A 20,788-nucleotide genomic window follows, 5' to 3' on the forward strand; every position below is an offset into this window, starting at 1 on the left:
CTGTTTCTCTTTTTTTATTTTCTGTCCCTAATAATTCCCCTGCTGCTGAAGTAGGTAATTAAAAAGTAGCCGCCGTAGATGGCAAGGATGACTGCAGATGTTGAGATAACTGACTGCATGATGTTGTCGGTTCCGAAGGCTGACAGCACGCTGATCGCGAATTTCATTCCGAATACTGAATGAAGTGCGCTGAGGAGGAGAGGCAGAAGGAAGAAGATCCCCGTCTGAACGAAAAGTGACTTTGAGATATCATTTTCCTCGGCACCGATCTTGCGGAGCATTTCGTAACGGCCGATGCTGTCAACGCTTTCGGAAAGTTCCTTAAGCGCAAGGATCGCACCGCAGGCGATGAGGAAAACAAGTCCGATGTAGAGTCCTAGAAATGTTGCGATGGCACCGAGACCGACTGATGCTGCTGCAAGAATAGTTCTTGTGAGGTACATGCAGTATGAAATATTACTGTCTTTTTCTGTTGCCTCTGATACTTCAATGCCTTTTTCAGTGAAGAATGCTTCTGTTGCGTCAAGATCTTCTGCTGCTTCAGCATTGTATTTTCCGAAAAAGCGTTCGCCGGCTGAACAGTTTTCATCAACTGCGCCGTCAGGAACAATGATTATTCCCATGTTGCCGCGCTGTGCTGACATATCAACGAATCCGTCTCTGCATTCGCTGTATTTTGGCTTAAGAGTATGTCCGAAGACGTTTATTTCAGTATTTTTCTGAAGTTCCTTATTGCAGAATTCCACCATTGACTGAAGGTTGCAGATCACGATGTATTCGTCGTCATTAAGTTCTGTTCTGTCTTCGAGGCCGTAGAACTCCATGAGCTTGTTGTAGTCCCCTGATTTTATCAGTTCAATACCGGAATCGAATTCGATATAAGGGAAGATCTCTTTGATTTCAGCGCAGTCTTCACCAAAGAATGATTCGTATGTAAGATCAGGTGATCCGTATGATCCGAGTGTGACCGACTTTTCAAAATAATCGTCAAAGTTCACGCCGTAGTCTGCGTAAACATCTGAAACAGTTCTCTTTTCCTCCGCATCATCTGAATATACGACAACTGCTTCAAAATCGGTCGGGCAGTAGTGGTTGAGATTGTAGTTCATGGAGTTGCGGAGCGAGAATGCTGATGTAAGTGCGCAGATAGTAACGAAAAGCATAAGGCAGATGATAGACAGTGAGAAGACCATTGTATTTATCTTGCTGCTTATCTGTCTGAAAGTGAATGCGTTGAGCCCTCTGTGATAAAGGTTTTTTGATGACATCATCACACGGAGAAGCATGCCGGATACTGACCAGAAGATGAGGAATGTTGCGATACATCCGATGATTATGTACATCATAATATCTGACTGGTTCAGTGTGAAAGTTCTGAATCCGACCTTGAAGTAGCTGAAGCCGAGTGCTGCTGTCGAAACAAGGAATATAAGAACGCAGAGAACAGGGTTCTTGAGCTTTACCTGCTCGGAACGCTTTCCTGAATTCATAAGGTCGATAAGCTTCATCTTTGTGATAGCGCCGCCGTTAAAGAGGACCACTACTCCGTACATTACTGCGAAATAGAGGATAGTCTTTGCAACAGACTCGCCTGAAACAGTGAAGCGGTAGCCGGTCATGTCGGCTTCGAAAAGATTTGCCACAAGAGCACTCATAAGCTGGGAAAGGCCGACGCCGATCAGAAGGCCGCATGCCAGTGAGCCGATGCCGGCAAATAAGGTTTCCATTAAGATGATCGATGATATCTTCCACTTGCTCATACCCAGTGTCATGTAGAGGGCGAACTCTCTGCTTCTGCGTTTCATGAGAAAACGGCTTGCATATACTATAAGGAAACCGAGGATTCCGGATACCAGAACGCTTGTTCCGGAAATGAGCATTTTAAAAAGCTCGATTATCTCTCTTGTGCTTGCGGAGACCTTCATCATGGCAGCCTGTCCGCTGGTTGCATTGAAAACGTAGAAGATTGAAACGCCGATTATAAGTGTGAAAAAGTAAATGGCATAGTCGCGGAGACTTCTGCGCATATTGTTAAATGAAAGTTTAAAGAGCATCGCTCATGTCACCTCCCAGAAGAGTAACCACATCGATTATCTTGTCGAAGAACTGCTTTCTGCTGTCGGAACCGCGGCTTATCTCGTTGAAGATCTTTCCGTCCTTGATGAAGATAACGCGTCCGGCATAGCTTGCTGTGAAGCTGTCGTGTGTTACCATCATAATAGTTGCACCGCATTCCGTGTTGAGATAGCGGAAGCGTTCAAGCAGGAGCTTTGCAGACTTTGAATCGAGTGCACCGGTAGGTTCATCGGCAAGGATGAGCTTCGGGTCGGTCACTATCGCACGGGCGGAAGCAACACGCTGCTTCTGTCCGCCGGACATCTGGTAAGGGTATTTCTGAAGCACTTCGGTAATGCCGAGCTGATCGGCAACCTTTTTAATGGCTTTATCTATTTCAGCAGCAGGCTTTTTCTGAATTGAAAGAGCCAGTGCTATGTTTTCATATGCTGTAAGGGTGTCGAGAAGGTTGAAATCCTGAAAGATAAATCCAAGCTTTTCGCGGCGGAAACGGTTGAGTTCCTTGCCCTTAATTGTTGTAATGTCTGTGTTTTCGAGGAAGATGTGTCCTGAAGTTACACGGTCTATGGTCGAAATGCAGTTGAGAAGTGTTGTCTTTCCGCTTCCGGAAGCACCCATTATTGCTACGAATTCGCCTTCGTTTACTGTAAGTGATATGTCGTCTATAGCCTTTGTGAGAACCGACTTGCTTCCGTAGTATTTTTCAATGTGATCTATTTTCAGTAATTCCATTTTCATTATGCCTCTTCTTTTGTTTTGCTGTAAGCTTCAAGTGATGATGCAAGGATAGTTACGTTTGCTGCAAGTATTGTACCTGTTCCGAATGTGAATCTCTTTGTCTGAACAATTTCGATCACAGAGAATATGAGGAGCAGGATAACTGTTACTGATGAGATAGCGATGCTTGTCTTTAAGCTGTTTGTTTTTGAATTCTTTTTCATACTGATCACCTTTTACCTTTATTTTAAATTTAAGATTTACGATTTTGTATCGGGTTTCCCCTTCGATGATCTTAGTATATCATAAAGGCAGAGCATAGTCGTTCGTTTATCATTACAGAACATTACGATTTTGTAATGTTGGGGGGGCATTTCTGCAAACTTAAAAAGTGTCACACGCAAACCGCGCAGATACGTGGGATACACAGTTACTGCACATCGAGAAAATCATTTTTACCGAACGAGATGATTATTTCAGTATATTCACCCTGCACGGACTTCGCACTTACGGAATGGCCGAGTTTCTGACACAGCATGCTTACGATGTAAAGACCCATGCCGGTTGATCTGGTATGGGTCCTTCCGTTTTCACCGGTGAATGACTTTTCGAAAATATACGGCAGGTCGCTTTCCGGTATTCCGATGCCGTTGTCACGGAAATGCAGTGAGATGCTGTCCGGTGTTTCCTCTGCGGTGACGGTTATTTCAGTAGCTTCATACTTCATACTGTTTCCCATGAGCTGGCTGAATATAAAGCCGAGCCATTTCGCATCGGTCATTATATCCATGTCAAGATTTTCGGTACTTAATGTAATACCACGCTCCTGAAGCTCCTCACGGTAACGGATGGCAGTGTCGATGAAAGCACGTTTAAGTGAGGTCTTCTTTATAATGTAGTCCTTTTCCGCATTGCGGCTGCGCGCGTAGTAGAGGACGTTTTCTATGTAGTCGTCGATACGTTTGAGCTGCTCGCTGTATTTTGAATTGCCGTCATTGTGACACATAAGCTGAAGTCCGCCTACCGGAAGCTTGACCTCGTGCACCCACATTTCGATATATTCACGGAATTCCGCAGCTTCACGACGGTGAAGTGCAACGTTGTCGCACATCGAATGGTCACAGTCTTTAAGCACATCTGCAAGAATACGACCTTCCAGAAAATCCGGCGAAGTTACCATTTCAGATATAAGATATTTCTGATCAAGCTCATTTATGCAGTTCTGAAGCTTGTCGTAGAAAGGCTTTTTTCTGAGATAATCCCAGAAGAACACGGAAAATGCACCTGCGGTAAGAATCACACAAAGTACCGCAAGTGCCTCGGTTATAACGTGGTATGCCCTCAGAAAGATGAGAGAAAGAAGTAAAGAAACCACGAAAATGATAATGGCAGGGAGTCTGTCTTTTAAATAAGCGGAAAATCTCATCGCAGTACGTACCCCTGTTTCTTTCTGGTCTCAATGGCATCTTCAAATCCGAGTTCCGCAAGCTTTCCGCGGAGACGGCTTACGTTTACTGAAAGCGCGTTGTCATTTACGAACTCGTTGTTATCCCACAGCGTGGTCATAAGGTCGTCACGGGTGACGATCTCGCCCCTACGGTCGAGAAGAAGCTGGAAGATTATCATTTCGTTTTTCGTAAGTATCATTTCATTTCCGTTTCGTGTAAGGGTTCCCTTTACGCCGCTTACCTCGGCATCGTGGTACATGACTTTGGCCGAACCGCTGCGTTCAAGACGTTTGAGTACTGCGGAAACACGCAGCAGGAGTATGGTCGGATTGTAAGGTTTGGTTATGTAGTCGTCCGCACCGTAGCTCATGGAAAGAACCTCATCTATCTCGGTGGTCCGGCTTGTGAGCATTATCACCGGCTTGTCACTTGTTTTGCGGAATTCCTGAAGAAGTGTTTCTCCGCTGGTGAACGGAAGGTTTATATCAAGAAGAAAAAGGTCAGCGTCAGATGCACGCATCTGATCAGCCGTCGTTTCAAAGTCCGTTACACGGGAAGCTTCATATCCCGAATTTCTAAGCAGGGTGCAAAGCTCCTCGCTGAGTACGTTATCGTCTTCAATAATGAGTATTTTTTTCATTGGCATCTCCTTTGTCTGATCTGAGTTCGCACAATACCACTTCGAATGTATCGAACGTTCTCAATGATATGCTGCTGTTTCCGCATCCGCGGCTGAGGATCATTTCGCAGTCATTGTAAAAGTATTCGCCTTCAGTGTATTCAGGCAGAAATCCCTGCCCCGGTGCGTAGATGCCGGTTCGGGTAAACGGTATCTGCACAAGACCGCCGTGTGCGTGGCCGCTGAATACCAGCGCATGCTCAAAGCCGTCTTTTTTCGCCGACTCTGCAAGAACACTGAAATCTTCCGGATAGTGATGTATCCAGAGAAGCGGAGCACTTTTGTCAAGTTCCTTTGCCGCTTCTGAAATATCAAAAAGTCCGACCGTATCTGTTGTTCCGGCAAGATACATATGTTCACCGTTTTTTTCAAGATCTGCGATCTCGTTGTTCAGTATGCTGATGCCATATTTTCCGGCTGCTCTGTCGTACTGTTCAAGCCCGCCTTCATTTTTCCTTACCCGCAGTTCATGGTTCCCGTAAACCAGATATCCCGGAGCGATCTCCGAGCATTTTCTGAACAGGCTTTCAGCTTTGTCGATGTCGGTAAAATATGAATCAATAATATCTCCGACGTAGAAAATATAATCCGGCGACTGCTCCTTTATCTTATTTACAAGACGGTCCTCATATGCTCCGCCGTGATTGTGGTAATCCGTAACCACGGCGATCTTCACTCCGTCAAAGCTTTCCGGAATATCCGGATCACGGTACTCAAATTTCTCCACGGCAACGTACCCGTTCGACCAGCTGAGCTGAACTGCAGCGAGCATGATCAGCACGAATATTACAGTAAGTATTTTTTTGGGCTTTTTTGGTTTCGCTGTATTCATTTGTTCTCCTTCCGGTTACATCTGTCTTTATCAGACTTAATTGTACCATATGAAAGAGTTGAACGTCAAGGTTTTAGGCTGTGGAAAAATCATGCTGTATCTGATATAATTATAGTAAGCAAACTGTGGTGAACATAAAAATCTGACCACGTTCACTGTAAATAATAACTCTGAAAAGGAGCAGACACTATGAGACTTGACGGATTTGGCATTTTTGTAAACGACATGGCGAAGATGATACGCTTCTACCGTGATGTGCTCGGCTTTGAAATAAAGGAAGATGAGAACACATCAAATGTGTATCTCAAAAAGGACGGCACACTGTTTCTTCTGTACGGAAGAAAAGACTTCGAAAAAATGACTAACCAGAAATACGGTTACGCCGAAGGCAAAAACGGACATTTCGAGCTCGCACTCTACGTTGATACTTTCGACGAAGTAGACAGGGCTTTCGCCGACGTGATAAGCAAGGGGGCAGAACCGGTAATGGAACCGACCACCGAACCATGGGGACAGCGCACCTGCTATATCGCTGATCCGGAAGGAAACATTATAGAGATCGGCTCATTCGGTAAGCCGTTTGATACAAAAGACAACGAATAAAACAGATACCCCTCTGTCGAAGACATACGGCAGAGGGGCTTTCTGTCAAAGAATAAACCATCATGATTCTGACATGCGTAATGGACAAACAAAGGACAAAACCATTTTCGGACAAAAAAGAAAAGCTCAGAAACAGCGTAAAAGCAGTGTTTCTGAGCTTTTTGATTTAGTGACCCGTACGGGAATTGAAAATCTCGGCGCACTTTTCGTGACTTGTCGTGATATGCAGAAAAGCCCGAAAATACGTCATTTTAGGACAATTAACAAAAGTCCGTTTATCCTGTTTTTCGCTAAGTTTTTGCACTCTTAGCGGACAAATAGCAGACAAGAATATACCGACATACCCTTGTACTTATACATTAAAAGCAATGATGCAGATCATGTGGTTTGAGATGCTTTTTTTGCATCTTCTATACCTGTTCCACTTAAATAAACTCCGTTTTCACCTACAAAGAAATAGATGAATTTTCGATCCTGAATGTAAGTAGTATCAGCGAAATATTTTGTGAACTCAAAGTTAATAATACCACAGTCGCCTACATTATATTTTGAAAAATCAAGACTTGCAGTCACGTGACGGTAAGAATCGTAATCATTATAACGTTCACTAATATTGAATACTTTAATTTCTCCTTTTGAATACTCCATTTGATATTTCGAATTAACATTATTTACATAAAATTTTTCATCGTGAATATCTTTGTAATTCACAGGATCACACACATATATTTCCTGACTATAAATCACACCATTGTTGAAATCTTCGGTACTAAAAGACTCATCGCCCAATGCAATATCAACGTCGAATAACTCATTAGGATTGCTAAAAGAATTACATTTTAATGCGATACGAGGAAGTTTTTCTGTTGATTCTGAATTTGTTTTATCATCGTAACCAATTAACAATATATCTTTAGCATCCACGACATTGGTATTGTCTGGATTTGTTACATCTGAATTAATCTGTTCTGAAAGTTCAAGTTCCTTAAGTCTGAAAGAACTAAGTAATCCGGATTCAATATCTTCCTGTGAACAGCATAAAGTCACAAGATAATCATCATATACAAAAACTGCATAAACATTTGAATCGCCTTTATTACTTCCGAATAATACCTCAGCTGTTCTTCCTTTGATTTCAGTTTTTTCAACTCGTACATCATCGTATAAAGGTAAAAGTTCTTTATCTTCGCATATTGAATTCATTTTTTCGATAAATGCTGATGTATCTACCTGATCAAAATCAATACGTTCATTTTCAACATCTGTAAGTTTAACAGATACATTGTTATCATAATTGAAAATCAGAGCAGGTCTTTCATAAAGATCTTTACTGTTTAATACGATTCCGTCTGAATCGATCAGTTTAAGATCATTGTCTGCAAACTTCGGCACTTTAATATAATTCAGCTCTTCTGCTTTGAACATTAATCTGGAAACATAAGTTGTTACTGCTCTCTCCTGAGTCATTTCCTCTTCCCAGTTTGATAATATTCTGACATAGTTTTCTGACAATATTGAATAATCCATAAATGTCGCAGTATGAAAACCAATATCAGCAGCCTTATTTTTATCTGTTATTTCATTGCCTTTAAACTTCTTGAAATCATCGATTTTCATTAAAGATGAAGACGGATTTAACACATCTTTAAGCTCAGCGTACTGTGCTAAGCTTCCTACCTGAAATACAGTAGTATCAGAATCAATTACAGGAGGTGATACCGGCTCTGGTTCATCAATATCATATTTAGCTAAAGAAAACCTGCTCCAAAACGACTCAGTCAAAACACTCTTATCAGCATAAGTACAAACCAATGCGTCTTCATATTTAAACATAATATATACTTTGCTTTTGCTTTTTAGCTCTGATACCATTGCATCAACTTTTTTACCATTTGCAAGGCAGATTTCAGATTCATATATTTTCTGATATGATTCATATTTTGCGTAATTATCAGGATTTGGTGCATCCGGAGCAATTATTTTCAGAACTTCATAATACGTTTTTGCTGAACTGAGGTCAGGGTTTTCGATAACACCAGGATAGGCAATTCTTACACTAACATCGTTATCGCTCGCCTTGCAATGATACCATATCCACGGTAATTTATACAGATCTGTTGTCATTAATGCGATATTTGATACATCTACATCTTCATCAATGGCAGGAACATAAAGATCAACAGTATTATTCTTAAATGCAGCTATGGTCTTGTCAAATAATTCCCCATTATTATCTGTACCAAATACTTTAGAAGAATCCTGTTCTGTTAATGCTTCATAAAGATCATCGTATGAGTCAAACAAAAAAGTATTAGATGCCGGTGGCTCATCTAGTGACAGTATAACCTTTGAAAGATACTGTCGTAGTCTTGCAAGGTCTGCAAGAGTTATTTCGCCGTCACCGTCCACGTCGGCAGCTTTCTTCTGATCATTGGTAAGTTCGGTATCTCCGATAAGTGCAAGTGATAGTTCTGTAATGTCAGAAACATCAATTGTACCATTACAATCAATATCCCCGCGTTTAACTGATGGTGTTGATTTACTTTGTACTTCTTCAGCATTGATTAATGAAAAATTTCCAATTTGTGAAAACACTATCGATAAACCTGTAATAAAAGCCATTATCTTAGTTGATTTCATGTCAATTCGCCTCCATAGATATCAAAAAGAACTAGTTCAAAATATTCCGTCGTTTTTAATTGGTTGTTCATCCAAATTAATTTTGTTCTCTACTTATTATACACACGAAAGTCTGATTTATCGCACTTGATTTTAAAAAAATCTAAAAGTTTGTATATTGTGTGCGTTTTCACACTCAGTTAATGTTAATTTTGTCAATAATCTTTTGATTGCTTTTATGCTCTTTGAGCGTAATATTCTTCCAGAATTATCGATAAGTGCGTGAATATGCGGCATCTGATTTGTCTAAATTTGGTGTTTTGATTCGGATCAATAATTAGCTAATGTAAACCTGCTCCAAAACGTCTCAGTCAAAACACTCTTATCAGCATAAGTACAAACCAATGCGTCTTCATATTTAAACATAATGTATACTTTACTTTTGTTTTTTAGCTCTGATACCATTGCAGTAACTTTTTTACCATTTGCAAGGCAGATTTCAGATTCATATATTTTCTGATATGATTCATATTTTGCGTAATTATCAGGACTTGGTGCATCCGGAGCAATCAATTTCAGAACTTCATAATACGTTTTTGCTGAGTTGAGTTCATGGTTTTCTATAACACTAGGATAAGCAATTCTTACATCAACATCGTCATCGCTAACTTTGCAATGATACCATATCCAAGGTAAATTATACAGTTCTGTCGTCATTAATGCGATATTTGAAAAACCTTCCTTGTTTCTTAAAGTGCATACATCCTGAAGAAAACAATAAAAGAATTATTAGGAACAACAAAATCGAAATAGCAGTTAATTTTATTCGGTTAGGTAAAAATTCATATGATGAAATAGCAGAAGCAACAGGTCTTACTGTAGAAGAAGTTGAAAAACTTGCAGAAACTCTGAACCACAGTGCATGATGGTTGTTTTATAAAACATAACAATAAAATGCGGAAGTCTCATCATAAAGAGATTTCCGCATTTTCTATATGCTGAAAAGGTATCCGGCAGCACGCTGCCGGATACTATCAATTAGCTGCCTTCGGCAGCTCACCATTTGTGAGCCCCCGGCCTGCGTAGCGGACAACCAACGGATAAATAGCGGACAAACAAAGGACAAACGCATTTTTATGCAAAAAGAAAAGCTCAGAAACAGCGTAAAAGCAGTATTTCTGAGCTTTTTGATTTGGTGACCCGTACAGTTTCAAGTCACTCTATTCTTCAACAACACATTTCACGATGATATCATAAAAAGCCATACTGTCAACAACTGATCTGACAGCAGCATCGATCATCGTATCACGATCAACAAGACTCCAGTCCAGCGAAAAGCCATAGCACAGTGCCATGCATCGTATCAGTTCACGGATACTTCGTCCATTGCCCTCACGAAACGGGTGAATGACATTCAGCTCTGACATAATATAGATAGGACAAATGCTCTATCTGACGTTTTTTATCTGTTTCGTGCAGCATTTTCTCTCTGTGAAGCTTTGCAAACACCTTGTCTAACTCCTGGGATATCAGATGCGGTGGAAAGAACATGGTATCGCCCTTGCTGATCTTCTCACGGCGGATATTTCCTGCAAATGGATAGATATCTTCAAACAGAAAGCGGTGGATATTCATAAGCTGTGTCTTAGTAAATCTACCCTTGATCGGCGATTCCATAAGCATATACTGCTTCAGGGCGGTAATCTCCTCCTCAGCATGTTTTAGTTCGTCTCTGTTTCTGATATTAAGCTTATTTTTGAGTACATCGGAATCAGCATAGCAGTAGAGTGACTGTACCGTGGTGTACACATCATATTTTGAAAACATTATTCTGCCCTCTGATATTTTGCTTTCAGCTCTGCAAGAATCTGCTGATAATTTGCCTGTCCACTGGCATATCTGTCGAGATTTCTTCTGCTTGCTTCACTAAGTGTGAGCCCCTCAATCGCCATTGTTCCGGCAACACTTTGCACGCGCTGTTTATGTATTTTATCTGTAACAGTATTTCTATATACTTGAGATTCCATAATCGTACCTCCTTTGCAGGTTTATGGAATGTTGTTTCTTCATCAAACATCATTATATACTAACTTTAGGCTGACATTCGTAAAACTTCACTTAATATTATATCATAACTATAACGAAAAAACAAAGGTATCCGGCCGCGCGATGCCGGATACTATCAATTATCTGCCGAAGGCAGCTCACCTTTTGTGAGCCCCTGACATGCGTAATGGACAAACAATGGACAAAATCCGGGAAAAAAGAAAAGCTCAGAAACAGCGTAAAAGCAGTGTTTCTGAGCTTTTTGATTTAGTGACCCGTACGGGAATTGAAAATCTCGGCGCACTTTTCGTGACTTGTTGTGATATACAGAAAAGTTCGAAAATACGTCATTTCAGAACAATTTACAAAAGTCCGTTTATCCTGTTTTTCGCTAAGTTTTTGCACCCTTAGCGGACAAATAGCGGACAAGAATATACTGACATACCCTTGTACTTATACGTTAAAAGCAATGATGCAGATCATAACAGCGGACAAAATCATCTTGAAATTCTTTATGTTCTGTCCGTGGATTTGCAGGTATAAGTAGGAGTTTTGTTTATGGCAGATATATATGTCGGTTGTGCAAATATACCAAATGTCAAGCGGATAATTGTGGATTTCAACAAACTTTAATGTCTTTTAAAAAAAATTCGAGCTGTGCGGTTGAATTGGCTGAGGTATAATATTCCAGTGTCAAAAGACATAGCTATTCTGTCAAGCGCACGCTATTAAATTTGGAGTTAACATAGGAATAGAATGATTAAAAAACCATTCATATGCCTGATCGTTATGATATAAAAATTCTATCGCAGCAAGCGAAGAACTACCTTTTGGAGTCCAAGCCATTCCGTTATGCTTCTGACGCTTGGCGACAATAATATCATTTGCTTTTTCTACTGGATTGCTTGAATTTCTGAAATCAAGTTTATCTCTCACTGCATAGCATACAATACATTCTCTTTTTCTTTCAAGATAAGCAATGAGTTCATCCAGCCATTTTTGTTTTTTAACATCGCCCTCAGGAATATTTGAGAGATATGAAATTGCAGATGTAACATCTCCAACCCATAAATAGCGAAGCGTTTTTTCAAGGCAGGAATTTCTTTTATCCTTTCCTTTTATCGACATGCTAAGGTATTCCTGACACCGTTTCTTCAAATGGAACCAATCGAGAACGATGCTATAACTATGAAACGCAAACATTTCATTTATGTTGCTTTTTATGTTTTTAGCACCGTCTGTGAAAAATATGATTTCTTTGCTAAGAAAATCATGTGTTAGCAGAAACGCTAAAAGGATCTTGAAAAGATTACGCATTCCTACGGCTGTGAGTATATATGTTTCATCACCGGTTTGGATATGAGCTACTGTATTTTCGACGTATTTGCCGTCTTTTTCATAGTTTACATCCGACTTGCGTACATCTTTCTGATGTTTCACTCCTACATCATCAACAGATATATAGACACAGTTATCTTTTGATTCCAGGTAAATCTCTTCACTTTTGAACGGTATTTTTTCATCCCTGATATCATTGATTGCATTTATAGTATTTTGTATTTCGCCAAGTCGATTTTCTGCATCTTCATTTGAGTTGTATACCTGAGTAACGCTTTCAGAAAGGGTAACACCTTTTTCGACTAACCCCGTTTCGGCATTAAAACCATACATTTTCAGAACTGATTCTGATTTTCGCATTACTTCGTTTGTGATTTCTTTGCCAATACGAATTGCGTTATCTGATAATGTACGAAGTTTTACAGTTTCATTTTCACTTTTATGATATACGAGATTTAGCATTTCTGCTGCTCTGCGATAACTGAGCTGAGTGCACATTTTAGTTTCTATTATCGTCCAGCCAATGGATTGTATTCGTTCCTTTGGCTGCAACGGAAACAAAACGGAATTTATTATTTGTGCTGAAACTTGACCTAATTCAGTATCAACCTTAGTTAACTTATTTTTGGCGATTTTTTTTATAGGCTTTATCAAGATATTCTTCTGCTATAGCTTCGCCGATTTCATTTCGCGCTGAAAGGAGCGCTTTTTCAAGTTTATCAAAATCCTTGAGAAATCCGGCTTTGGTTTCAAGGTCAAAATCCTCAAGTGACGGCAGCTCGTTGTATGATGTAACTGTTTTTTCGATAACCTGACCGTCAGGATTAACTATACGTGCGATAAATTCTACTTTACTTTTATTTGAAGATGATTCACTCATGGTTGATTCCTACCTTATCTTTTGAAATTATGATATTTATATCATACCATATTTCCGTGACACTTGGTAGATGCTACTGATGAATCAAAAAAAATTCAACCGCACAGCTCGAAAAAATTTCAAAATAAGGTGCGATATTTCTGACTTTCGTGTGTCTAATAAGTAGAAGAGGTTGATGAAGCGAAAGGCGGTCTTTTACAGTGAATTAACTCAAAGAGTTTCCAGAAAACTTATCCTCGTAATATGCTTAATTACAAATCACCTTTGTTCGTTTGCACAAAAACTATTGACTTCGCGCAATATTAGTGGTATTATTAACTCGAAACCAACAATAATATGTTTGATTATTCCCGAGAGGAGGGGGATATCGATATAATTGGTTTAAGATTGGGTATGAAAAATAGAGATTAGGAGGAAAATGATGAAAAAGAATAGGGTTTTATCAGTTATCACAGCAATTACTCTTGCGGCATCGACAGGGACTTTTAATTTTGTTAATGCCATTTCTGTTCCAGTAATCAGTTCTGAAAAGGAAAATAAAATGAGTAAGGAGCTCGAAGAGGTATTAAACACAATCGAAGATTCCGAGCTTATTCCTGTAGAGATAATAATCAAAGATCTTGATCATTCTATTATCAATAAGATGATTGAGAATGAATCAGATTATGATACCTTATTATATAAGGATATAGAAACCTACGATACAATAGTTGCTCCAGAAATAATAAGGGAAGAAGAAGAAAAGTTCGGTTTTGAAAATGCTCATCTTCTCACTTTAAAGGATCCTGATACTGACGAAATCATTTATACCGCAGATAATTATTTTGATTCGTCAACAGTTAAAGGGAAAATGTATTCTGCCTTATCAGCTGATATACGTTCAGAATTCATAGTTTCTAAAGTCTCAGAAGAAGATAAAAAGAAATATGCAAGCGATAATTTCGGCATGTCTAAGATCACCAAAAGAATATCGGATGATATTGACGGGTATATGGCTGTTAGAAGAAGTTGCGTAACAAGAGCGTACGAAGATTATAATTACAATATGATTAAGAACTATCTGAATTCTGACCATATTATATGTAACGCTGGATTTGCTCCATATCTGATAGTTGAAGCGGATAAAAATTCAATAAATCGTATTGCGAATGATGAAAGTGTCGTAAGTATAGATTATTTTGTTGATAAAGAACTGGAACCGAGTCTTGCGACTTCAAATTCACTTACAGGGGTAACAGCAGTTCAGAGTAGTGCGTACAATTCAGGAAGTGGATATACCGGTGCTGGTGTAACTGTAGGTGTAATAGAAGCTGCATCTGGAAAGTATAAATCTACTTATTCGATGCTTAATGGATGTTCAAATCTGCAGTTTATTGTTAATGACGGAATTACTGGAAACGATACGCCGTGGCACGCAACATTAGTTACAAGTATCATCAAAGGAAAATCTGTTTATGAAAATGGTGTATATTATAGAGGTGTCGCACCTGATGCTAATGTTTATCAGACATGTTGTAACTATTTATCAAACGTTCCTTCAACAATTCAGCTACTGGCTTCTTATGGTTGTTCAGTTATAAACCATAGCGCAAATTTAAAAACCTCACTATCATATAGTCATGATGATTGGCTGGTAGATAACGCTATTCGTAATTATGGAATAGTGTTTGTGGTTTCAGCAGGAAATGATACGACTAATGTGCAAAGCCCAGCAAATTCGTACGATTGTATTGCTGTAGGAAATCTGAATGTATATGGAGAATCATTGCCGTATGATGTGTACTCTACATCAGCATATGCAGAATCAATTTACATGACCAATAAACCTGATGTAGTCGCTCCTGGAACTCATATAATTATTCCTGATTATTATGATACCGGAACAAGTTTTTCAGCACCTATGGTTGCAGGAATGGCAGCTCAGATATTACAATGCAAACCTTCATTAAGACTTCCGACAAGTACTTATAATAATGCAACATATTATGACGCTGTTAAGGCATGTATAATAGTAGGCGCTGATCCAACTAAAGTTTCTACAACGGATAACTCAGTAAAAGGAGCAGGCACTTGTGCCTCTCTAATAAGGAATAAAACTGGAGCCGGACTTGTTAACGTAAAGAAAACTATTGATGTTTTAACTAATAACGGGTATTATTACGGATTGAAAAAAATCGATTTAAATCCAAATGGAACATCTCCAGAAGGAATGAACTTTTTTACTGGTTTTGAAACAGGAGATAAAATAAGAGCAGTTCTTTGTTTTTCTAAGCTTGGTGAAAACCAAAACAGCGATTTAGATCTCATACTTTATGATTCGAACATGAATGTTATTGCAACTTCAGTTTCGGCAGTTAATAATGTCGAAATAATAGAATATGACGTCCCAATATACGGAAATTATTTCTTAAGTGTAGAAGTCAATCCTAACGGAGATCCAATAACAACTGGTACATTACCAGGTGCAGTTATATATTCGGAAACGTGGAATGACTAATTTTGAACGGAGTGGTGTTATGAAAGCGAAAAAAATGTTATCGATAGTATCAGCAGTTCTCATTTGTACTTTTTCCTGTGCAACATCATTGGTATCTGCCTATACTCCTACAATAGAACAGGTAAATGATTACGATCCTAAAATGCTCGTTAAACACTACCTTGACTCAGGTATGGACAAAAATGAGATACTCGAACAGTTTGATACAGCAACAAAACTACCTTTAGAATTAACTGTTCAAAACAGCTATGAGCCCGAGATTATTGATTTTTATGTAAAGAATAATCTGCACTCAAAAAAAACAATCGATCCAAAAGATGATTTTGTTACGAAAGCTGATAATCCTGATCTCAGTACATGTAAAATATGGACGACAACAGATGTGTTAAAAGAGATCATGAACCAGGAATGGTATGTTTCTTATGAGTTTTCAGTTTCTAACGTTAAAACTGCTGAAGAGATAAAAACAATACATTTAGATGATTATCGTGGAAACGTAGAAAAAAATAAAACTGATTCGATTCAGATATTTGTAGGTTGGAATAGAGAAATGAGTCCTGAGGAAATACAGGAGCATCTCTCGCCGAACGCAAAGATAATTTTTAAGATGGACGAAAATCCAAATAATATTAAGTATTATCAGCTGGAAATACCAAAGAGTGAGGCTGAATATTATGCTGAATTGTATGAGGACGAGAAAAAAGAATATGCAGTTACTTTTATTTCTTGTGCCTCTTTTACAGAAGAAGATTCATTATCGAATTCAGATGATACCGGTGATGTTTTTTCAGACGGTTCAATTGATGTTACAGACCTTACAGCTCTTTCTCTCACACTTTTAGGCGATATGGACTTAACAGCAGAGCAGCAGAAAGCTGCTGACGTTGACGGTGACGGAGCTGTTACACTCGCTGACCTTGCAAGACTTCAGCAGTATCTTTCAAAGAAGATAGATTCTCTAAGATAAAAGCATATCTTATAATTAGGCAAATGGTGTATAATAAGAGTTAATAATCAAATGCGGAAGTCTCCGATAAAGAGATTTCCGCATTTTCTATATGCTGAAACGGTATCAGGCATCGCGATGCCTGATACTATCAATTAGCTGCCTCCGGCAGCTCACCATTTGACAGCGCATACGGGGTATAGAAATCTGTGGAAAAATCATGCTGTATCTGATATAATTATAGTAAGCGAAAACAACATTCACTGTTAATTACGGTTTAAATAAAGAGGACATCAATTGAAAATAGAACGACTGATAGGAATACTGTCAATTCTCCTGCAGAAGGATAAAGTTACATCGTCGGCGCTGGCAGAGAAGTTTGAGGTGTCACGGCGGACTATTCTCCGTGATATCGATACGCTTAATATTTCGGGGATACCGATAGTATCTGACCGCGGAAACGGCGGCGGTATTTCGATAATGGACGGATACCGCATCGACCGGACACTGCTTTCATCGGATGATATGCAGGCAATACTTTCAGGACTCCGCAGTCTTGACAGCGTAAGCGGAACAGGCAGATACCGCCAGCTTATGGAAAGGATCAAAGCAGATGAGACTGCTGTAAATGCAGGAAATCATATAATAATCGACCTTTCAAACTGGGACAAACGTACTGTTGCCGACAAGATAGAGCTCATTAAAACTGCAATGGAGCAGAGAAAAACCATCTCATTCTGTTACTGCTCTCCGAACGGGGAAAGTAAACGCGAGATTGAACCTTATCACCTCATTTTTCAGTGGGCTTCATGGTACGTATGGGGCTACTGCAGAAAGCGCAGGGATTACCGTATGTTCAAACTCACTCGAATGACCGGACTTACACTGACCGATCAACAGTTCGGCGAAAGGGAGGTACCCGAATATACATGCGATAAGCTACGCCATATAAACGGCGATATCAAAGCGACTGTACGCTTCGATAAATCCCAGAAATGGCGGCTTATCGATGAATTCGGTCCTGATCTGATCCGGTATGACGATGGCGGAAACATCATACTCGATTTTTTCTGGTCAGATGTGCCGGCTCTGTACAGTTACGTTCTGTCATACGGTGACACTGCGGAAATAATCTCACCGGAGGAATACCGTACCGGATTTAAAGATCTTCTGAAAAAGACAGAAAAGAAATACGAAATATGACAGCCTTGTGTCACATTTGATATGATATCATAAGCATACCATAAAAACAGGGAGGTATGCTTTATGCATTACGAGATCATTAGAATACCATGCTGTGGTGAACGTAAAAATCTGACCACGTTCACTGTAAATAATAACTCTGAAAAGGAGCAGACACTATGAGACTTGACGGATTTGGCATTTTTGTAAACGACATGGCGAAGATGATACGCTTCTACCGTGATGTGCTCGGCTTTGAAATAAAGGAAGATGAGAACACATCAAATGTGTATCTCAAAAAGGACGGCACACTGTTTCTTCTGTACGGAAGAAAAGACTTCGAAAAAATGACTAACCAGAAATACGGTTACGCCGAAGGCAAAAACGGACATTTCGAGCTCGCACTCTACGTTGATACTTTCGACGAAGTAGACAGGGCTTTCGCCGACGTGATAAGCAAGGGGGCAGAACCGGTAATGGAACCGACCACCGAACCATGGGGACAGCGCACCTGCTATATCGCTGATCAGGAAGGAAACATTATAGAGATCGGCTCATTCGGTAAGCCGTTTGAAACAAAAGACAACGAATAAAACAGATACCCCTCTGTCGAAGACATACGGCAGAGGGGCTTTCTGTCAAAGGATAAACCATCATGATTCTGACTCTTATCCAGGGGAATTACAGTTATGTCCGAAAAAATCATATAATTTCGTATTTTTATTGACTTAAAAATCATAGAAGTCTGCAATGTTTTTTACCTTGATTTATGGAAATCAATATGGTATAATAATGTCAGAAAACATCAAAGAAAGTAAAATATAAATATATAAACGGAGCGACTGACAAAGATGGAGATACATCCGATCTTGCCAAGCTTGTACATGATTTCAGATGTTCACAGGCAAGCGACATGCTTACCAAACCGCTTGCAGATAAAACAAAAATGCTAAAGGAAACACCGGAAGGAGTTGATACTATGTGTAAGGCTATTGAAGAAAACAATAAAAGAATATTGAAAAACAAAGAAATAGAAATTGCGGTTAATCTTATTCGTACAGGTATGATGTCATATAGTGTCATAGCTGAATGTACAGGTCTTGCTGTAGAAGAAGTTGAAAAGCTTGCAGAAACTCTGAACCACAGCGCCTGATGATACGATTTATTCACGATAACGCATTAATCAGTAAACATTACATACCATAGCAACAAAGCTCTCGGAAAACGCAGCCAGCGTCATCTGAGAGCTTTATTGTTATTATTCACAATTGCTGCGTAGGCTATTTATGAGTTTCTACAAACTTCAAAAAATTTTGTTAGAAATCTCTTCGGGAAGACACTGTATTTATAGAAGGATAAATACGAATGATTTGAGGGAGGTGAATGGTTCTGGAAGACGAGAAGATTATTGATCTTTACTGGGAACGCTCGGAAAGAGCAATATCAGAAACCGATAAAAAATACAGAAGCAGATGCATGTATGTAGCCAGATCAATTCTGGAAGATATTTCAGATGCCGAGGAATGTCTGAACGATACATATCTTACAGCATGGAATCTGATGCCGCCGGAAAGGCCGAAATTTCTTTCAGCTTTTTTATTCAAGATAGTAAGGAATATTTCGTATAACAAATTCCGGTTTCAAAATAACAGCAGGCGAAAACGAGACATAAGCTTTTCAACAGAGGAACTGGAAGAATGCATTGACGGCAGTAATAACGTTGAAGAAAAATTCGACGAGGCACAGGTTGTAAATGCTATAAACGAATTTCTTGGAACGCTTAAGAAAGACAAGCGGTATATTTTCGTCAGAAGATACTGGTATCTTGACAGCATTGCCGATATTGCCGGACACTGTTCGCTTACCGAGGAAAATGTAACGGTCATACTTTCGAGAATAAGAAAACAGCTTAAGGATCATTTAAAAAGAAGGATGGGAGAGTAATGAATGTGGAGCAGCTGAGAAATGCTATCTGGGAAATCGATGAGAAGTTTGTAGCAGAAGCGGAAACATACGAACCGGAAACCAGAAGCAACAAATCAATCTGGATAATAACGTCGGCATCAGCTGCAGTGATAGCTTTATGCACATGTATGCATTTCCACAACGAAGCTGAACAGGCACGTTATCCGGAGATAGATAATAGTATTGTCATGACAACGACTGTATCTGAAACTGAATCGTATGAAACAGATGTCATTAAGACTGAAAACGCAGATCCTGTCAATGAACATACAGAGGTTTCGGAAACGGAAGCTGGATATGAAAGCAGTATTCTGTATGCAGCGACAGTTTCGGCGGAAAAAGAATCGCCTCCGTCACCATCTGACGTCAATGAGCACACAGAAGCATATCCGATAACAGAACCGCATATTATTTCAGAAATACCTGTTACCGAAAAAACACAGCAGGAAGGAATCATAACATTGCAATCAGGGGACCGTGAATGTTTAACGGATTCGGCGAATACACCTGAGCCGTCTTCTTCACCTGTAAGTGAAAAAGAAAAACTGACATTACCATCAGAATCAGATCCTGTATTGTCGGTAAACAGTGAAAATAACACTTTTGATAATGCAAAATTCTTTGGAATGGCATACAGCAAGAGAGGCGTTTATGTTTTTGATGAAAGTCGTCTTAACAATAATACTATGAATGCGGAATTTATAAGTATTGCGGAAAATACAGTATTAATTGCCAAGGTTAAATCAATAAGCGGAATAAGCAGTGAAGAACTGCTCTTAGTGAAATGCGGAAATACGGCAGGTAAATATTATATATTTCTGAATGATGGTCTTTCTGAAGAGGATGTAAACAGGATATTTCAAGCGACAGGAATAACAGAAATACCGACATCTGCTCCAGTGACTTCACCGGAAATAGAACAGTCTGTTCCGACACCCGAAACATAAAAAATAGCGCATG

General features: G+C 39.4%; 21 protein-coding genes. 8 read left to right on the plus strand and 13 right to left on the minus strand.

The features are described 5' to 3' along the window. Nucleotides 1-14: 14 nt before the first annotated feature. The 6 genes from CC97_RS12700 to CC97_RS12725 form a co-directional block, all read right to left on the minus strand. Nucleotides 15-2,054 carry an ABC transporter permease gene (locus tag CC97_RS12700; protein WP_044975313.1) on the minus strand — a complete coding sequence of 680 codons (2,040 nt, stop codon included), beginning with the start codon at nt 2,052-2,054 and terminating at the stop codon, nt 15-17. Continuing rightward, nucleotides 2,044-2,814 carry an ABC transporter ATP-binding protein gene (locus tag CC97_RS12705; protein ID WP_347493663.1) on the minus strand — a complete coding sequence of 257 codons (771 nt, stop codon included), beginning with the start codon at nt 2,812-2,814 and terminating at the stop codon, nt 2,044-2,046. The genes CC97_RS12700 and CC97_RS12705 overlap by 11 nt, the downstream gene beginning before the upstream one ends. Beyond that, nucleotides 2,814-3,017: a hypothetical protein gene (locus CC97_RS12710; RefSeq protein ID WP_044975315.1), complete on the minus strand. Its 204-nt coding sequence runs from the start codon at nt 3,015-3,017 to the stop codon at nt 2,814-2,816. The genes CC97_RS12705 and CC97_RS12710 overlap by 1 nt, the downstream gene beginning before the upstream one ends. Before the next feature lie 206 nt (nt 3,018-3,223). Continuing rightward, entirely contained in the window at nt 3,224-4,219 is a 996-nt protein-coding gene (locus CC97_RS12715) for a sensor histidine kinase (protein ID WP_044975317.1), read from the minus strand. Beyond that, on the minus strand, nt 4,216-4,881 hold the full coding sequence (locus tag CC97_RS12720) for a response regulator transcription factor (protein WP_044975319.1): 666 nt from the start codon (nt 4,879-4,881) through the stop codon (nt 4,216-4,218). Before CC97_RS12720 ends, CC97_RS12715 begins: the two co-directional genes overlap by 4 nt. After that, nucleotides 4,859-5,752, minus strand: a complete 894-nt coding sequence (locus CC97_RS12725; protein WP_044975320.1) for a metallophosphoesterase — start codon at nt 5,750-5,752, stop codon at nt 4,859-4,861. The genes CC97_RS12720 and CC97_RS12725 overlap by 23 nt, the downstream gene beginning before the upstream one ends. Nucleotides 5,753-5,941: 189 nt before the next feature. Here CC97_RS12725 and CC97_RS12730 point away from each other — a divergent pair, with 189 nt between their 5' ends. Continuing rightward, nucleotides 5,942-6,355 carry a VOC family protein gene (locus CC97_RS12730; RefSeq protein WP_044975321.1) on the plus strand — a complete coding sequence of 138 codons (414 nt, stop codon included), beginning with the start codon at nt 5,942-5,944 and terminating at the stop codon, nt 6,353-6,355. A 378-nt stretch (nt 6,356-6,733) separates the two neighbouring features. Here CC97_RS12730 and CC97_RS12740 read toward each other — a convergent pair whose 3' ends face one another. The 7 genes from CC97_RS12740 to CC97_RS12770 all read right to left on the minus strand — a co-directional run bounded on the left by CC97_RS12740 (nt 6,734) and on the right by CC97_RS12770 (nt 13,238). Continuing rightward, nucleotides 6,734-8,995, minus strand: coding sequence for a dockerin type I repeat-containing protein (locus tag CC97_RS12740; RefSeq protein ID WP_044975323.1), 2,262 nt, complete (start codon nt 8,993-8,995; stop codon nt 6,734-6,736). Between the two features lie 309 nt (nt 8,996-9,304). Continuing rightward, on the minus strand, nt 9,305-9,691 hold the full coding sequence (locus CC97_RS12745; protein ID WP_044975325.1) for a hypothetical protein: 387 nt from the start codon (nt 9,689-9,691) through the stop codon (nt 9,305-9,307). Nucleotides 9,692-10,194: 503 nt separating this feature from the next. Further along, nucleotides 10,195-10,329: a hypothetical protein gene (locus tag CC97_RS21365; protein WP_278245332.1), complete on the minus strand. Its 135-nt coding sequence runs from the start codon at nt 10,327-10,329 to the stop codon at nt 10,195-10,197. Between the two features lie 37 nt (nt 10,330-10,366). After that, nucleotides 10,367-10,801, minus strand: a complete 435-nt coding sequence (locus CC97_RS12755; protein ID WP_049962892.1) for a Fic family protein — start codon at nt 10,799-10,801, stop codon at nt 10,367-10,369. Further along, a complete protein-coding gene (locus tag CC97_RS12760; protein WP_044975327.1) occupies nt 10,801-11,001 on the minus strand; it encodes an antitoxin VbhA family protein in 201 nt (66 codons plus the stop codon). The genes CC97_RS12755 and CC97_RS12760 overlap by 1 nt, the downstream gene beginning before the upstream one ends. 733 nt (nt 11,002-11,734) lie before the next feature. Beyond that, nucleotides 11,735-13,012, minus strand: coding sequence for a hypothetical protein (locus CC97_RS12765; protein ID WP_044974923.1), 1,278 nt, complete (start codon nt 13,010-13,012; stop codon nt 11,735-11,737). Continuing rightward, nucleotides 12,978-13,238, minus strand: coding sequence for a hypothetical protein (locus CC97_RS12770; RefSeq protein ID WP_044973949.1), 261 nt, complete (start codon nt 13,236-13,238; stop codon nt 12,978-12,980). The genes CC97_RS12765 and CC97_RS12770 overlap by 35 nt, the downstream gene beginning before the upstream one ends. A gap of 421 nt (nt 13,239-13,659) precedes the next feature. Between CC97_RS12770 and CC97_RS12775 the strand changes: the two genes are divergently transcribed. The 7 genes from CC97_RS12775 (at nt 13,660) to CC97_RS12805 (ending at nt 20,775) form a co-directional block, all read left to right on the plus strand. Beyond that, nucleotides 13,660-15,735 carry a S8/S53 family peptidase gene (locus CC97_RS12775; RefSeq protein WP_044975329.1) on the plus strand — a complete coding sequence of 692 codons (2,076 nt, stop codon included), beginning with the start codon at nt 13,660-13,662 and terminating at the stop codon, nt 15,733-15,735. A 19-nt stretch (nt 15,736-15,754) separates the two neighbouring features. Further along, nucleotides 15,755-16,702 carry a dockerin type I repeat-containing protein gene (locus tag CC97_RS12780; RefSeq protein WP_044975331.1) on the plus strand — a complete coding sequence of 316 codons (948 nt, stop codon included), beginning with the start codon at nt 15,755-15,757 and terminating at the stop codon, nt 16,700-16,702. A 276-nt stretch (nt 16,703-16,978) separates the two neighbouring features. Next, nucleotides 16,979-17,884 carry a YafY family protein gene (locus tag CC97_RS12785; protein ID WP_044975334.1) on the plus strand — a complete coding sequence of 302 codons (906 nt, stop codon included), beginning with the start codon at nt 16,979-16,981 and terminating at the stop codon, nt 17,882-17,884. Between the two features lie 158 nt (nt 17,885-18,042). Beyond that, nucleotides 18,043-18,456, plus strand: coding sequence for a VOC family protein (locus tag CC97_RS12790; protein ID WP_044975336.1), 414 nt, complete (start codon nt 18,043-18,045; stop codon nt 18,454-18,456). A gap of 320 nt (nt 18,457-18,776) precedes the next feature. Further along, complete coding sequence (locus CC97_RS12795) at nt 18,777-19,016, plus strand: hypothetical protein (RefSeq protein ID WP_049962893.1); 240 nt, start codon at nt 18,777-18,779, stop codon at nt 19,014-19,016. A gap of 230 nt (nt 19,017-19,246) precedes the next feature. Further along, nucleotides 19,247-19,807: a sigma-70 family RNA polymerase sigma factor gene (locus CC97_RS12800; RefSeq protein ID WP_049962894.1), complete on the plus strand. Its 561-nt coding sequence runs from the start codon at nt 19,247-19,249 to the stop codon at nt 19,805-19,807. Further along, the gene (locus CC97_RS12805) at nt 19,807-20,775 is read left to right on the plus strand and encodes a hypothetical protein (protein ID WP_044975338.1); all 969 of its coding nucleotides are present in this window, start codon (nt 19,807-19,809) and stop codon (nt 20,773-20,775) included. Before CC97_RS12800 ends, CC97_RS12805 begins: the two co-directional genes overlap by 1 nt. Nucleotides 20,776-20,788 lie beyond the last annotated feature (13 nt).

This window comes from Ruminococcus sp. HUN007 (genome assembly GCF_000712055.1).
GTDB lineage: Bacteria > Bacillota > Clostridia > Oscillospirales > Ruminococcaceae > HUN007.